Origin of the sequence: Streptomyces sp. NPDC004284 (genome assembly GCF_042874035.1) — a bacterium.
Lineage (GTDB): Bacteria > Actinomycetota > Actinomycetes > Streptomycetales > Streptomycetaceae > Streptomyces.
Genome location: NZ_JBIAMJ010000001.1, coordinates 1,023,358 through 1,037,089, shown reverse-complemented (window position 1 = coordinate 1,037,089; position 13,732 = coordinate 1,023,358). Strand labels below are relative to the sequence as shown.

Annotated in this window: 13 protein-coding genes and 1 riboswitch; of the genes, 1 reads left to right on the top strand and 12 read right to left on the bottom strand. The window is 71.1% G+C overall.

Annotation, left to right across the window (positions count from 1 at the left end; translation table 11 throughout):
- Positions 1-35 precede the first annotated feature (35 nt).
- From ACFYUS_RS04800 to rpsB, 10 genes are all read right to left on the bottom strand, one after another.
- Positions 36-1,064, bottom strand: a complete 1,029-nt coding sequence (locus ACFYUS_RS04800) for an ABC transporter ATP-binding protein (protein WP_388845773.1) — start codon at positions 1,062-1,064, stop codon at positions 36-38.
- On the bottom strand, positions 1,064-2,758 hold the full coding sequence (locus tag ACFYUS_RS04795; RefSeq protein ID WP_388845999.1) for an ABC transporter permease: 1,695 nt from the start codon (positions 2,756-2,758) through the stop codon (positions 1,064-1,066). Before ACFYUS_RS04795 ends, ACFYUS_RS04800 begins: the two co-directional genes overlap by 1 nt.
- Entirely contained in the window at positions 2,734-3,828 is a 1,095-nt protein-coding gene (locus ACFYUS_RS04790; protein WP_388845770.1) for a thiamine ABC transporter substrate binding subunit, read from the bottom strand. Before ACFYUS_RS04790 ends, ACFYUS_RS04795 begins: the two co-directional genes overlap by 25 nt.
- Before the next feature lie 77 nt (positions 3,829-3,905).
- Positions 3,906-4,015, bottom strand: a riboswitch (TPP riboswitch).
- 29 nt (positions 4,016-4,044) lie between these two features.
- On the bottom strand, positions 4,045-5,151 hold the full coding sequence (gene rlmN / locus ACFYUS_RS04785; RefSeq protein ID WP_388845767.1) for a 23S rRNA (adenine(2503)-C(2))-methyltransferase RlmN: 1,107 nt from the start codon (positions 5,149-5,151) through the stop codon (positions 4,045-4,047).
- A 58-nt stretch (positions 5,152-5,209) separates the two neighbouring features.
- Positions 5,210-6,829: an MFS transporter gene (locus tag ACFYUS_RS04780; protein WP_388845765.1), complete on the bottom strand. Its 1,620-nt coding sequence runs from the start codon at positions 6,827-6,829 to the stop codon at positions 5,210-5,212.
- A gap of 138 nt (positions 6,830-6,967) precedes the next feature.
- Positions 6,968-8,071: a phosphatidate cytidylyltransferase gene (locus tag ACFYUS_RS04775; RefSeq protein WP_388845762.1), complete on the bottom strand. Its 1,104-nt coding sequence runs from the start codon at positions 8,069-8,071 to the stop codon at positions 6,968-6,970.
- On the bottom strand, positions 8,071-8,628 hold the full coding sequence (gene frr, locus ACFYUS_RS04770; RefSeq protein ID WP_026057589.1) for a ribosome recycling factor: 558 nt from the start codon (positions 8,626-8,628) through the stop codon (positions 8,071-8,073). The genes ACFYUS_RS04775 and frr overlap by 1 nt, the downstream gene beginning before the upstream one ends.
- Before the next feature lie 94 nt (positions 8,629-8,722).
- Positions 8,723-9,487 carry a UMP kinase gene (gene pyrH, locus ACFYUS_RS04765; protein ID WP_388845759.1) on the bottom strand — a complete coding sequence of 255 codons (765 nt, stop codon included), beginning with the start codon at positions 9,485-9,487 and terminating at the stop codon, positions 8,723-8,725.
- Between the two features lie 164 nt (positions 9,488-9,651).
- Complete coding sequence (gene tsf / locus ACFYUS_RS04760) at positions 9,652-10,488, bottom strand: translation elongation factor Ts (RefSeq protein ID WP_388845757.1); 837 nt, start codon at positions 10,486-10,488, stop codon at positions 9,652-9,654.
- A gap of 102 nt (positions 10,489-10,590) precedes the next feature.
- On the bottom strand, positions 10,591-11,466 hold the full coding sequence (gene rpsB, locus ACFYUS_RS04755; RefSeq protein ID WP_388845754.1) for a 30S ribosomal protein S2: 876 nt from the start codon (positions 11,464-11,466) through the stop codon (positions 10,591-10,593).
- Between the two features lie 253 nt (positions 11,467-11,719).
- On the opposite strand from rpsB, the gene ACFYUS_RS04750 reads away from it, so the two are divergent.
- The gene (locus ACFYUS_RS04750) at positions 11,720-12,169 is read left to right on the top strand and encodes a peptidoglycan DD-metalloendopeptidase family protein (protein ID WP_388845751.1); all 450 of its coding nucleotides are present in this window, start codon (positions 11,720-11,722) and stop codon (positions 12,167-12,169) included.
- On the opposite strand, the gene ACFYUS_RS04745 is transcribed toward ACFYUS_RS04750, so the two are convergent.
- Entirely contained in the window at positions 12,166-12,732 is a 567-nt protein-coding gene (locus tag ACFYUS_RS04745; RefSeq protein ID WP_388845996.1) for a TetR/AcrR family transcriptional regulator, read from the bottom strand. The two genes, ACFYUS_RS04750 and ACFYUS_RS04745, sit on opposite strands and share 4 nt — an antisense overlap.
- A 53-nt stretch (positions 12,733-12,785) precedes the next feature.
- Positions 12,786-13,622, bottom strand: coding sequence for an RNA polymerase sigma factor WhiG (gene whiG, locus ACFYUS_RS04740; protein ID WP_041131468.1), 837 nt, complete (start codon positions 13,620-13,622; stop codon positions 12,786-12,788).
- Positions 13,623-13,732 lie beyond the last annotated feature (110 nt).

Here is a 13,732-nt window from a genome sequence, read left to right as displayed (position 1 = left end):
CCCCGCGCTACGGAGCGTCGTCCCCGAGCACCCCTCTAGGGAGCGTCGTCCCCGAGCACCACCACGTCCTCCGCCCGGAACTCCACGCCCACCCCGGCGCCCTCCTCCGGCGCCTCCCGCAGCGGGAGCTCGGCCTCCAGCGCCGGTCCTTCGGCCGGGCGGAGCCGTACGAGGACCTGACTGCCCCGGAAGGTCCGGGACTCCACCGTCCAGACCGCCCCCGGCCCCGCCTCCACGAGCCGCACCCCGCCCGGGCGGACGAGGAGCCGCCGCTCCCCCTCCGGCGAGCCGTCCGGGACGGGCATCTTCCCCCACACGGTCTGCGCGACCGCTCCGGTCACCCGCGCCGCCACCACGTTGTCGAAGCCCAGGAACCGCGCCACGAACTCCGAGGCGGGCCGCCGCCACACATCGGCGGGCGCACCCGACTGGGCGATCCGCCCGTCCCGCATGACCACGAGCCGGTCGGCGAGCGCGAAGGCCTCGCCCTGGTCGTGGGTGACGGCGAGGACCGTCGTCCCGAGCCGTCCGAAGAGCTGCCGCAGCTCCACGACGAGCCGCTCCCGCAGCCCCCGGTCGAGCTGGCCGAGCGGCTCGTCGAGCATCAGGAGCCGGGGCCGGGGGGCCAGGGCGCGGGCGAGCGCCACGCGCTGCTGCTCGCCGCCGGAGAGCGCGGCGACGGACCGCCGCTCGGCGCCCGGGAGGCCGACGAGGTCGAGCAGCTCCCGTACGCGCTCGGCCTGCTCGCTCTTCCCGGCGCCCCGCATCCGCAGCCCGAAGGCGACGTTCCCGCCGACGTCCCGCTGCGGGAACAGCTGGTGGTCCTGGAACATCAGGCCGACGCCCCGCTTGTGCACCGGCACCCCGGTCTGGTCGGCGCCGCCGAGCAGGATCCGGCCGCCGTCGAGCGCCTGGAGCCCGGCGACGGCCCGCAGCATCGTGGACTTGCCGCTGCCGCTGGGGCCGAGCACGCACACGATCTCGTGCTCGGCGACCTCCAGGTCGACGGCGTCGAGCACGGCCCGCTCCCCGAACCGTACGGTCGCGTCCTCGATCGAAAGCATCAGAACTCCCCGGAGGTCCGGTCGGTGCGGAGTCGTTCGAGCAGCAGCAGGGACACCGCGCACACCACCATCAGAATCGTCGAGAGGGCCATCGCCTGGCCGTAGTTGAGCGCGCCGGGCCGGCCGAGCAGCCGGGCCACCGCCACGGGGAGCGTCGGGCTCTCGGGCCGGGCGATGAAGACGGTCGCCCCGAACTCGCCGAGCGACACGGCGAAGGCGAACCCGGCCGCGACGAGCAGCGCCCGCCGCACCATCGGCAGGTCCACCTCCCGCCAGGCCCGCCACGGCGAGGCGCCGAGCACGGCCGCCGCCTCCCGCAGCCGCTCGTCCACCGCCCGCAGGACCGGCAGCATCGTCCGTACGACGAAGGGGACGCCGACCAGGGCCTGTGCGAGCGGTACGAGGATCCAGCTGGCCCGCAGGTCGAGCGGCGGCTCGTCGAGGGTGATGAGGAAGCCGAAGCCGACGGTGACGGCGGAGACCCCGAGCGGCAGCATGAGCAGCGCGTCGAAGCCCCGTACGAGCCGCCCGGCCCGTCGGCGGGTGAGCGCCGCCGCCGCGAGCCCGCCGATCACCACGGCGATGGCGGTGGCGGCCACCGCGTACCGCAGCGAGTTCCCGATCGCCTCCAGGGGCGGGACGAGGAAGGTCCCGGCCTCGTCGAGCGTGCCGAGCGCCCGGTAGTAGCCGAGCCCGTACCCGCCCGGCTCCGCGAAGGAGCGCTCCACGAGCACGCCGAGCGGCAGCAGGATCAGCAGCGCCACGGAGGCGAGGACGCCCGCGAGCAGCGCCCACTGTCCGGCGCCGCGCGGCCGGCGCGCGGTCGTCTCCGGCGGTACGAGCCGGAGCGCGGTCTCCCGCCGCCGTACCGTCCAGGCGTGCACGCCGAGGATCGCGCCGACGGCCGCGAACTGCACCAGGGTGAGCACGGCCGCCGTGGGCAGGTCGAGCAGCCGGGCGGTCTGCCGGTAGATCTCGGCCTCGAGGGTGGAGTAGGCGTTCCCGCCGAGGATCTGCACGACGCCGAAGGAGGTGAAGGTGAAGAGGAAGACCATCAGGGCGGCCGCCGCCACCGCCGGCACGAGCGCGGGCAGCGTCACCGTCCGCCAGGCCGTCCAGCGGGAGGCGCCGAGGACCCGGGCGGCCTCCTCCTGGCGCGGGTCGAGCTGCGACCAGAGGCCGCCGACGGTCCGGACGACGACCGCGTAGTTGAAGAAGACGTGCGCGAGGAGGATCGCCCACACGCTGGTGTCGAGCCGCAGCCCCCACAGCTCGTCGGTGAGCCCGCCCCGGCCGACGAGCGCCAGGAACGCCGTGCCGACGAGGACCGTCGGCAGCACGAACGGCACCGTGACGACGGCCCGCAGCACGCTCTTGCCGGGGAAGTCGAAGCGGGCGAAGACGTACGCCCCGGGCAGCGCGACCAGCAGGGTGAGCCCGGTGGAGGCGAGCGCCTGCCACACGGTGAAGCCGAGCACGTCGAGGATGTCCGGCCGGCTCAGCGTCTCGCCGATCCGGCCGAACCGCCAGGCGCCGTCGGGCCGCAGCCCCCGGTCCACGATGGACACGACGGGCCAGGCGAAGAAGACCCCGAAGAACGCGACGGGCAGGGCCATCAGCCCCAGCCGCGTCACGCTCCCCCGGACGTCCCGCCCTGCCGCAGGACGCGCTACTTCAGAACGAGCGACGACCACTGCTGGATCCACGCGTCGCGCTTCTCGGCGATCTTCTGGGGCGCCATGGTCTGCGGCTTCTCGATCACCACGCCGTGCTTGGTGAAGAGCTCCGGCAGGGCCGCGTCCTTCGCCACCGGGTTGACGAACATCTGGAGCGGCATGTCCTCCTGGAACTTCTTGGAGATCAGGAAGTCGATCAGCGCCTTGCCGCCCTCGGGGTTCTTCGCGCCGTTCAGCAGGCCCGCGAACTCGACCTGGCGGAAGCAGGTGCCGGTGGAGACCCCGGTGGGCGCCACCTTCGGCTGCGGCTCGCCGTACAGCACCTCGGCCGGCGGGCTGGAGGCGTACGACACGACGAGCGGCCGGTCACCCTTGGCCTGCTTGCCGCCGGCCGAGCCGGAGAACTCCTGGTTGTAGGCGAGCTCCCAGCTGTCGACGGTCTTCACGCCGTTGGCCTTGAGCTTCTTCCAGTAGTCCTGCCAGCCGTCGTCGCCGTACCGGGCGGCGGTGCCGAGGAGGAAGCCGAGGCCCGGGGAGGACCGCTCGGGGTTCTCCACCACGAGGAGGTCCTTGTACGCCGGCTTCGCCAGGTCGTCGAAGGTCACCGGCGGCGCCAGCTTCTTGTCCGCGAAGTACTTCTTGTCGTAGTTGACGCAGATGTCGCCGGAGTCGATCGGGGTGACCCGGTGCTCCTTGTCGAGCTGGTACGCGGCCGGGACCCGGTCCAGGCCCTTCGCCTCGTACGGGACGAAGATCCCGTTGTCGAGGGCGCGGGAGAGCAGCGTGTTGTCGACGCCGAAGAAGACGTCGCCCTGCGGGGAGCCCTTGGTCAGGATCTCCTTGTTGACGGCCTCGCCGGCGTCGCCGCTCTTCAGCACCTTGACCGTGTAACCGGTCTGCTGGGTGAACGCCGCCAGCACCTCCTTGGAGGCGTTGAACGAGTCGTGGCTCACCAGCGTCACGGTCTTCGGCGCGGGCCGGTCGGTCTTGCCGGCCGATTCCCGGATCTCGTCGGCGCCGCACGCGGCGAGGCTGGTGACGCCGAGCGCCGCGACGAGCGCGACGGCGGCGGCCTTCTTGATGCTCACTGGTTTTCCTCCTGGGCATGACCAGGAAGAGACGCGGCCCTGCCCGCGTCCGGACGGACGCGGGCAGGGCGCAACAGCTTGAGTTACGACCGAACTTCCTACCCAGAATGACCTGGGCGAGGTTCAGAGGGTCTGCGGTCTACGGTTACCGCACTCTCAGCGCTGTGGCGCTCCCCTGTCGGAATATGGAGATGTGTTCGAGCTCAGACTACAAGGTCAGCGCTCGGCGGCCGCGAGCTGTCCACAGGCACCGTCGATCTCCTGGCCGCGGGTGTCCCGGACGGTCACCGGCACGCCGTGGCGGGCGATCGCCTCGACGAAGGCCTTCTCGTCCTCCGGGCGCGACGCCGTCCACTTCGAACCGGGCGTCGGGTTCAGCGGGATCAGGTTGACGTGCACCCGCTTGCCCTTGAGGAGGCGGCCCAGCAGGTCGCCGCGCCAGGCCTGGTCGTTGATGTCCCGGATGAGGGCGTACTCGATGGAGATCCGGCGCCCGGACTTCTCCGCGTACTCCCAGGCCGCGTCGAGGACCTCGCGGACCTTCCAGCGCGTGTTGACGGGCACGAGGGTGTCGCGCAGCTCGTCGTCGGGCGCGTGCAGCGAGACGGCGAGACGGCACTTGAAGCCCTCGTCGGCGAAGCGCAGCATCGCCGGCACGAGACCGACGGTGGAGACGGTGATGCCCCGCTGCGACAGGCCGAGCCCGTCGGGCTCGGGGTCGGTCAGCCGGCGGATCGCCCCGACGACGCGCTTGTAGTTGGCGAGCGGCTCGCCCATGCCCATGAACACGATGTTGGAGAGCCGCGCCGGTCCCCCGGGCACCTCCCCGTCCCGCAGCGCCCGCATGCCGTCCACGATCTGGTGCACGATCTCGGCGGTCGACAGGTTCCGGTCGAGGCCCGCCTGCCCGGTCGCGCAGAACGGACAGTTCATGCCGCAGCCGGCCTGCGAGGAGATGCACATGGTCACCCGGTCGGGGTAGCGCATGAGCACCGACTCCACGAGCGTGCCGTCGTGCAGCTTCCACAGGGTCTTGCGGGTGGTGTCGTCGTCGCACGAGATGTGCCGCACCACGGACATCAGGTCGGGCAGCAGCTCCCCGGCCAGCTTCTCCCGCGAGGCGGCCGGGATGTCGGTCCACTCGGCGGGGTCGTGCGCGTACCGCGCGAAGTAGTGCGTGGACAGCTGCTTGGCGCGGAAGGGCTTCTCGCCGATCGCGGCGACGGCCTCCTTCCGCTCGGCGGGCGTGAGGTCGGCCAGGTGCCGCGGCGGCTTCTTGGCTCCGCGGGGGGCGACGAAAGTGAGTTCTCCGGGCTTCGGCATGGTCCTACCAGTGTCGCAGACACGCGCCGGTGTCCCGGCGCGTGAAGGACGCGGGGGCTCAGGGCCCGGGACGGCCCGGCTGGGTCGTGGGGATGCGCGAGGTGAAGAAGAGCGCCACGACGGAGACGGCGGCGAGGATCGCGAGGGCCGCGCGCAGGCCGTCGAGACGGGCGGCGGCGTTCGCGTCGAGCGCGGCCGAGGTCACCTCCGGGCTGGCGCCGGCCTCGTCCAGGGCGGTGGTGAGCTGCTCGTCCGAGAGGAAGGGGACGCCGCTCGCGAGCTCCACGACGGCCGTCTCCTTCACCTCGGCGGGGACCGCCGGGTTCTGTTCCACGGAGGCCAGGAACGACGAGGTGAGCACGCCGATCATGAGCGATCCGGCGAGGGCGGTGCCGATCGAGGCGCCGAGGTTGGTGACGGAGTTCTGGATGCCGCCGACCTCCGCGCTCTGCCGGTCCGGGACGGCGGACACGGTGACCGCGCCCAGCTGGGAGGCCAGCGCGCCCATCCCGAAGCCGACGAGCAGCAGCGGCAGGGTGACGACCTCCGGCCCGGCGTCCGCGTCGAGCGCGGCCATCAGCACGACCGCGCCCGCGAGCAGCGCGAACACCCCGATCCGTACCACCCGGCGCGGGGACGCGTCGGGGAAGAGCCGGGGGATCAGGAGGGCGGCGGCCAGCAGGGTCACCGACAGCGGCAGGATCCAGGCGCCGGTGGCGAGCGCGGACAGCCCCAGCGCGACCGACAGATAGAGCGGGACGACGAAGAAGACGCCCATCTGCACCAGGTACTGGAAGAAGAACATGGTCAGGCCGCCGGCCAGCTGCCGGTTGCGCAGCATGTCCGGGTGGACGAGCGGCTCCCGGTGACGTGCGACGAGCCGGGACTCCCAGCGCAGGAAGAACCAGATGAGCAGCAGTCCCGCCAGCATCAGCCACACGACCAGCGACACCCCGAGCCAGGCGGGCGCGTCCGTCTTCGGCCGCACCCAGCCCCACTCGTCCGAGCGGAGCACGCCGTACACGAAGACCCCGAGTCCGGCCGCGCAGAGCAGGGCGCCCAGGTAGTCGACCCGCGGGCGCTCCTCGCTGACGGCGTCGGCGATGCGTCGGGCGAACACGAGGATCACCAGGACCAGCAGGACCTCGCCGGCGAAGACCCAGCGCCAGGAGAAGTACGTCGTGGCGATGCCGCCGATGAGCGGCCCGAGCGCGATCGCGACGGCTCCGGCCGCCGCGACGACGCCGTACGCCATGGGGCGCCGCTCGGTGGGGAAGTTGCCGGCCACCAGGGCCACGATCGCGGGCATGATGAGCGCCGCCCCGACGCCTTCGAGGAACGACCAGCCGAACAGCAGCAGCGGGAGGTTGGGCGCGAGGGCGGTGGTGAGGGAGCCGGCGCCGTAGACGCAGCAGCCGATCATGAAGGCCCGCTTGCGGCCGATCAGGGTCCCGACCTTGCCCCCGGGGATCATGAGCATCGCCATCACCAGCGTGTACGCGGTGATGGCGCCCTGGATCCCGGTGATCGTGGTGTCGACGTCCTCGGCCACCGTCGCGATGGACACGTTCATGACGGAGCTGTCGAGCGCCATGAGGAACTGCCCCGCCGCGAGGGTCAGCAGGACCGAGAGGGCCCCCGAGGGCTCCTCGGCCGGGCGTGCCGTGGGTGGTGTCATGGTCGGCATCCTTCCCGTGCGGGCGCGGCGTGCCGCCGATCGGGCTTCCTCTTCCCCTACATGGCGGACACCGGAACGCGGACGGGCCCGCTGCCACGAAGGCAGCGGGCCCGTCCACGGAAAACGGGGTCGAACGGCTCAGCCGGTCCCGACGAACAACGCCATCAGCAACCACACCACCGGCGCCGTCGGCAGCAGCGAATCGAGCCTGTCCATGATGCCGCCGTGGCCCGGCAGGAGCGTGCCCATGTCCTTGATGCCGAGGTCGCGCTTGATCATGGACTCGCCGAGGTCGCCGAGCGTCGCGCTCGCCGCCACCGCGAGACCGAGGATCAGGCCCTGCCACCAGGCCCCGTCGTCGATCATGAACTGCATGCACAGCGCGCCCGCCGCCATCGCGAACGTCACCGCGCCGACCAGACCCTCCCGGGTCTTGCCGGGGCTGATCCTCGGGGCCAGCTTGTGCTTGCCGAAGCGCCAGCCGATCGCGTACGCCCCGGTGTCGCTGACCACGGTCAGGATCAGGAAGGTCAGCACCCGCTGCGGCCCGTCGTCCGCGGTCAGCAGCAGCGCCACGAACGTCGCCAGGAACGGCACGTAGAACGCGGCGAAGACCCCCGCCGTGACGTCCTTGAGGTAGCCCTCGGGAGGCTCCGTCATCCGCCAGACGAGCACCGCGAGCGCCGTCAGGGCCATCGCCACCCAGGCGCCCTCGGCGCCCCGGACGTAGCCGGCGACGACCATCGCCGCGCCGCCGACCGCGAGCGGCACCAGCGGAGCCTTGATCTCCTTGCGCTCCTGGAGGCGGGAGGTGAGCTCCCACAGGCCGACGACCACGGCGACCGCTATCACCCCGATGAACGCCGGCTTCCAGATGAACAGCGAGGTGATGATGACGGCACCGAGACCGACTCCGACGCCTATGGCCGCGCCCAGGTCACGGCCCGCGCTCTTCTTCTGCCGAGGCGCCGGCGGCGCGGGCGGCGGAGGCGGGGTGGGGCTGGACATGGGCTCCTGCGGGTGCTCGTGCGGCGGCTCGTCACGGAACAGGGGACCGCTCTGGTGAGCGGCCCCCCGGTCGTGACCGTCCTGGAATCCGCCGGCGGGAACGTCGGGCACGATGGGCATGGGCCGAGTCTGCGCCGCCTGCTGCCGATCGTATGCGGGACCCGCCGGGGCAGGCCCCTGGTCGGGTCCCCCGCGGCCGGAACCGGCCGGGGCCCCCCAGGAAGAGTCGTTCATCAGACCTCGAGCAGCTCGGCTTCCTTGTGCTTGAGCAGCTCGTCCACCTGCGCGACGTACTTCGCGGTGGTGTCGTCGAGCTCCTTCTCGGCGCGGCGGCCCTCGTCCTCGCCGACCTCGCCGTCCTTGACGAGCTTGTCGATGGTCTCCTTGGCCTTGCGGCGCACCGAGCGGATCGAGATCTTCGAGTCCTCGGCCTTGCCCTTGGCGACCTTGATGTACTCCCGGCGGCGCTCCTCGGTCAGCTCGGGGAACACCACACGGATGATGTTGCCGTCGTTGCTCGGGTTGACGCCGAGGTCCGAGTCCCGGATCGCCTGCTCGATGTTGCGCAGCGCGCTCTTGTCGAACGGCGTCACCACGGCCATGCGCGGCTCCGGGACGGAGAAGGACGCCAGCTGGTTGATGGGGGTGATGGCACCGTAGTAGTCGGCCACGATCTTGTTGAACATCGCCGGGTGCGCACGGCCGGTGCGAATCGCGGCGAAGTCCTCCTTGGCGACCACGACGGCCTTCTCCATCTTCTCCTCGGCCTCGAGGAGGGTCTCTTCGATCACCACTTGCTCCTGCGTGTCGTCGCGTTGTGTCCTGCACGGTGTACGACCGGCAGGGCTCTGTCCATCCCCTTGCGGGGCGGTTCCCCGGTTCGGGTCAGGCCCGGGTGCCCTGGTCGCTCACGAGCGTGCCGATCTTCTCACCCTTCACCGCGCGAGCGATATTGCCCTCGGTGAGCAGTTCGAAGACGAGGATCGGGAGATTGTTGTCCCGGCACAGGGTGATGGCGGTGGCGTCGGCGACCTTGAGGTCGCGGGAGATCACCTCGCTGTACTCCAGCGCGTCGAACTTGACCGCGTCGGGGTTGCGCTTGGGGTCGGAGTCGTAGACGCCGTCCACGCCGTTCTTGCCCATGAGCAGGGCCTCGGCGTCGATCTCCAGGGCGCGCTGGGCGGCGGTGGTGTCCGTGGAGAAGTACGGCATGCCCATGCCCGCGCCGAAGATGACCACGCGGCCCTTCTCCAGGTGGCGCACGGCGCGCAGCGGGATGTACGGCTCGGCGACCTGGCCCATGGTGATGGCGGTCTGGACGCGGGAGTCGATGCCCTCCTTCTCCAGGAAGTCCTGGAGGGCGAGGCAGTTCATCACGGTGCCGAGCATGCCCATGTAGTCGGAGCGGGCCCGGTCCATGCCGCGCTGCTGGAGCTCGGCGCCGCGGAAGAAGTTGCCACCGCCGATCACCACCGCGATCTCCGCGCCGTCGCGGACGACGGCCGCGATCTCACGCGCGATGGCGTGCACGACGTCCGGGTCGACGCCCAGCCCGGTGCCGCCGGAGAAGGCTTCTCCGGACAGCTTCAGCATGTAGCGGCCGAACTTCTTGCCGTTGTTGTCGTCGCCCTGTGCGGCGCCCTGATTCATGGAGATCTCCTCGTACACATACGAAGGAGGCCATTGCCCTGGATCCTCGCGGTATCCCGTACGGCAATGGCCTCCTCGTCAGATCTGCGGTCGTCCTGCGCGTGCGCGGACGACTGCCTCAGACCCTACCTGGGGTCCGGCGTCCGTCGCGTTCGCGTACGGACTCAGATGCCGACCTTGATGCGCGTGAAGCGCTTCAGGGTGACACCGGCCTCGTCCAGGACCTTCTGGACGGACTTCTTGTTGTCCAGGGCGTACGGCTGGCCGAGCAGCGTGGCGTCCTTGAAGAAGCCGTTGACGCGACCCTCGACGATCTTGGCGATCGCGGCCTCGGGCTTGCCCTCGGCGCGGGTGGTCTCCTCGGCGATGCGACGCTCGGACTCGACGACCTCGGCCGGGATCTCTTCCTTGGTGAGGTACTTCGGCGCGAAGGCGGCGATGTGCTGGGCGACACCCTTGGCAACGTCGGCGTCGGCCTTGTCGAACTCGACGAGGACACCGATCTGCGGCGGGAGGTCCGGCATCGTGCGGTGCATGTACGCGTAGACGAAGCCGTCGGCGTACTGCGCGAAGCGGTCCAGGACGATCTTCTCGCCGAGGTTGGCGTTGGCCTCGTCGACGAACGCCTGGACGGTCTTGCCGGCCTCGATCTCGGAGGCGAGCAGGGCCTCGAGGTCGGCCGGGGAGGTGGCGGCGACGTGCTGGGCCAGCTCGGCGGCGACGGCCTGGAACTTGTCACCCTTGGCGACGAAGTCCGTCTCGCACTTCAGCTCGACGAGGACGCCCGAGGTGTTGTCGTCGGCGATGAGGGAGACAACGGCGCCGTTCTCGGCAGAGCGGCCCTCGCGCTTGGCGACGCCCTTCTGGCCCTTGATGCGGAGCGCCTCGACGGCCTTGTCGACGTTGCCGTCGGCCTCGTCCAGGGCCTTCTTGCAGTCCATCATGCCGGCGCCGGTGAGCTCGCGGAGCTTCTTGACGTCAGCGGCGGTGTAGTTCGCCATGAGTCTGTTTCTCTCTCGAAGTCTGAAAGATCGGGCGGGTCCACGGGTGGACGGCGGGGGCTTCGTGGGCCCCCGCCGTCGTCACCCGAAGGTCCTGGAGGGTCAGGCCTGCTCGGCGTCCGCGGCCGGAGCCTCGGCGGCGGCCTCGGCCGGGGCGGCCTCGGCGGCGGGGGCCTCGGCGGGGGCCTCGTCGGCCTTCTTCTCACCCTCGAGCAGGTCGCGCTCCCACTCGGCGAGCGGCTCGCCGGCGGCCTTCTCGCCCGGCTTCGAGTCGCCGGTCGCGGCGCCGGAGCGGGCGATGAGGCCCTCGGCGACGGCGTCGGCGATCACGCGGGTGAGCAGGGTGACGGAGCGGATCGCGTCGTCGTTGCCCGGGATCTTGTAGTCGACCTCGTCGGGGTCGCAGTTGGTGTCGAGGATCGCGACGACCGGGATGTGGAGCTTGCGCGCCTCACCGACGGCGATGTGCTCCTTCTTGGTGTCGACGATCCAGACGGCGCTCGGCACCTTCTGCATCTCGCGGATACCACCGAGGGTCTTCTCCAGCTTGGCCTTCTCGCGGGAGAGGACCAGGAGCTCCTTCTTGGTGAGACCCGAGGCGGCGACGTCCTCGAAGTCGATCTGCTCGAGCTCCTTGAGGCGCTGCAGACGCTTGTAGACGGTGGAGAAGTTGGTGAGCATGCCACCGAGCCAACGCTGGTTGACGTACGGCATGCCGACACGCGTCGCCTGCTCGGCGATGGCCTCCTGGGCCTGCTTCTTCGTACCGACGAACATGATGGAGCCGCCGTGCGCGACGGTCTCCTTGACGAACTCGTAGGCGCGGTCGATGTACGACAGCGACTGGAGCAGGTCGATGATGTAGATGCCGTTGCGCTCGGTGAAGATGAAGCGCTTCATCTTCGGGTTCCAGCGACGGGTCTGGTGACCGAAGTGGACGCCGCTCTCCAGCAGCTCCCGCATCGTGACGACGGCCATGGCCATCTCCTTGGTTTTCTCGGTTGTTTTCCTGACGCCCCGGCGCGCCGTGCCACGAAGGACCGAAAGGCGCTGCCACCCGCCTCAGAGACAGGTGGCGGGGCGTGCGAAGTCGACCCGGTGACCCGAGTCGCCATAGGAAGTGTACGGGACCCCGGGAGCGCCGGGTGACGGCGCTGTCCACAACCGCCGGGTGGTCCACAGATGTCGCCGGTGAGCGGCACGGGCCGGACGCACGGGAAATCCTTCCCCCATGTACCTGCTCACCCTGCTCGCGACCCTGACCCTGCTCTGGCCGGTGGGTCCGCCTCCGCCGGAGATCCTCCGCGGCTGGCAGCCCCCGCCCGGCCCGTACGCCGCGGGTCACCGCGGCGTGGACCTCGCCGCTCCCCCGGGCACCCCGGTCCTGGCCCCGGCGGCGGGCACGGTCGCCTTCGCGGGCCCGGTGGGCGGCCGCGGCGCGCTCACCCTGACCCTCCCGGGCACAGGTGTTCCCCCGCTCCGCATGACCTTCACCCCGGTGACCCCGCTGGTCCCCCGGGGCACCCGGGTCTCACCGGGCACCCCGATCGCCGAGGTCACGGAGAGCTCCCACTGCCCGAGGTCCTGCCTCCACTGGGGCCTCCTCAGGGGCGAGGCGTATCTGAACCCCCTCCTCCTGACGAGAAGGGCCCCCTCGCGTCTGCTCCCGCTCGCGCCCTAGCCCTGGGGGCCGGCCACGCCGTGGAGGGCCATGGCGACGGCGGCTTCGGCGACGGTCGTGGGGTCCTCGGCCGCGCCGAGTTCGATGCGGCGGACGGCGGCGTCGACGACGCCCTGGAGGAGCATGGCGCCCAGGCGGGGCTGGGGCTGGCCCAGGGCGGCGAGGGCTTCGACGATCATGGCGACGAGGCCGCCGTGGGCGGCGCGGATCTTCTCGCGGGCGCCGTCGTCGAGTTCGCTCGCCGAGATGGCGACGACCGCCCGGTGGCGCCGGTCCCCGACGAGGTCCAACTGCGTGCGGACGTACGCCTCGACCTTGTCGCGCGGCGTCTCCGCGCCGGCCATGGCGGCCTCGACCTCGGCGGCCCAGACGGGGAAGTCGACGGCGCACAGCTCTTCGACGACGGCGGCGCGCGACCGGAAGTACTCGTAGACCGACGAGCGGGCCAGCCCCGTGCGCTCGGCGAGGGCGGGGAAGGTCAGCGCCTCCGTACCCCCTTCGGACAGCAGGGAACGCGCGGCGTCCAGGAGGGCGCCGCGCTGCATGGTCCGGTGCTCGGCCACCGAGGCCGCTCGAATCCTGGGCACGGCTCCACTGTACGACCGGCCCGCAAGGGTCAGCGCCCGACGTCGGCCAGCTTGGCGCGGAGCTGGAGGACGGATTTGGTGTGGATCTGACTGACGCGGCTCTCGGTGACGCCGAGGACGTGGCCGATCTCCGCGAGGGTCAGGCCCTCGTAGTAGTAGAGCGTGACGACGGTCTTCTCGCGCTCGGGGAGCGTGTTGATGGCGCGGGCGAGCAGCCGGCGCAGCTCGCGGTCCTCGGCGACCTCGACGGGGTTGTCCGCGGCGGTGTCCTCCAGGGTGTCCATGAGGGAGAGCCGGTCGCCGCCCTCGCCGCCGACGTGCAGCAGCTCCTCCAGGGCCACCACGTTCGCCAGGGACAACTGGCTGAAAACCGCGTGCAGTTCCTCCAGCGTGATCTCCATCTCCGCGGCGACCTCGCTCTCGGAGGGGGTCCGGCGGAGCTGCGCTTCGAGGGTGGCGTAGGCCCGCTCGACGTTGCGGGCCTTCTGGCGGACGGAGCGCGGGATCCAGTCGAGGGCGCGGAGTTCGTCGATCATGGCGCCGCGGATGCGGGTGATCGCGTAGGTCTCGAACTTGATCGCCCGCTCGACGTCGAACTTCTCGATGGCGTCGATGAGGCCGAAGACCCCGGAGGAGACGAAGTCGGCCTGTTCCACATTGGACGGCAGCCCCACGCTGACCCGTCCGGCGACGTATTTGACGAGCGGCGAGTAGTGCAGGATCAGCTGCTCCCGCAGCCTCTCGTCGCCGGTGTCCTTGTACGAGCGCCACAGCTCGTCGAGTGAGGTCGGTGCGGGTGGTCGCACGGTGCCCCGGGCTGCTGGGGGCACCGCAGCGCGGTCAGACCCGGAGGTGTGCTGGGGCATGCGTTGCCTTGAGCCGTTCTGCTGTCGGGTGTGTCGGTGTGGGTGTCCTGTCGGGAATCCTGGTGAGCGTAGCGTGAGTGCGCCGTCGCGGTGAGCGAACCTCGGCGGAT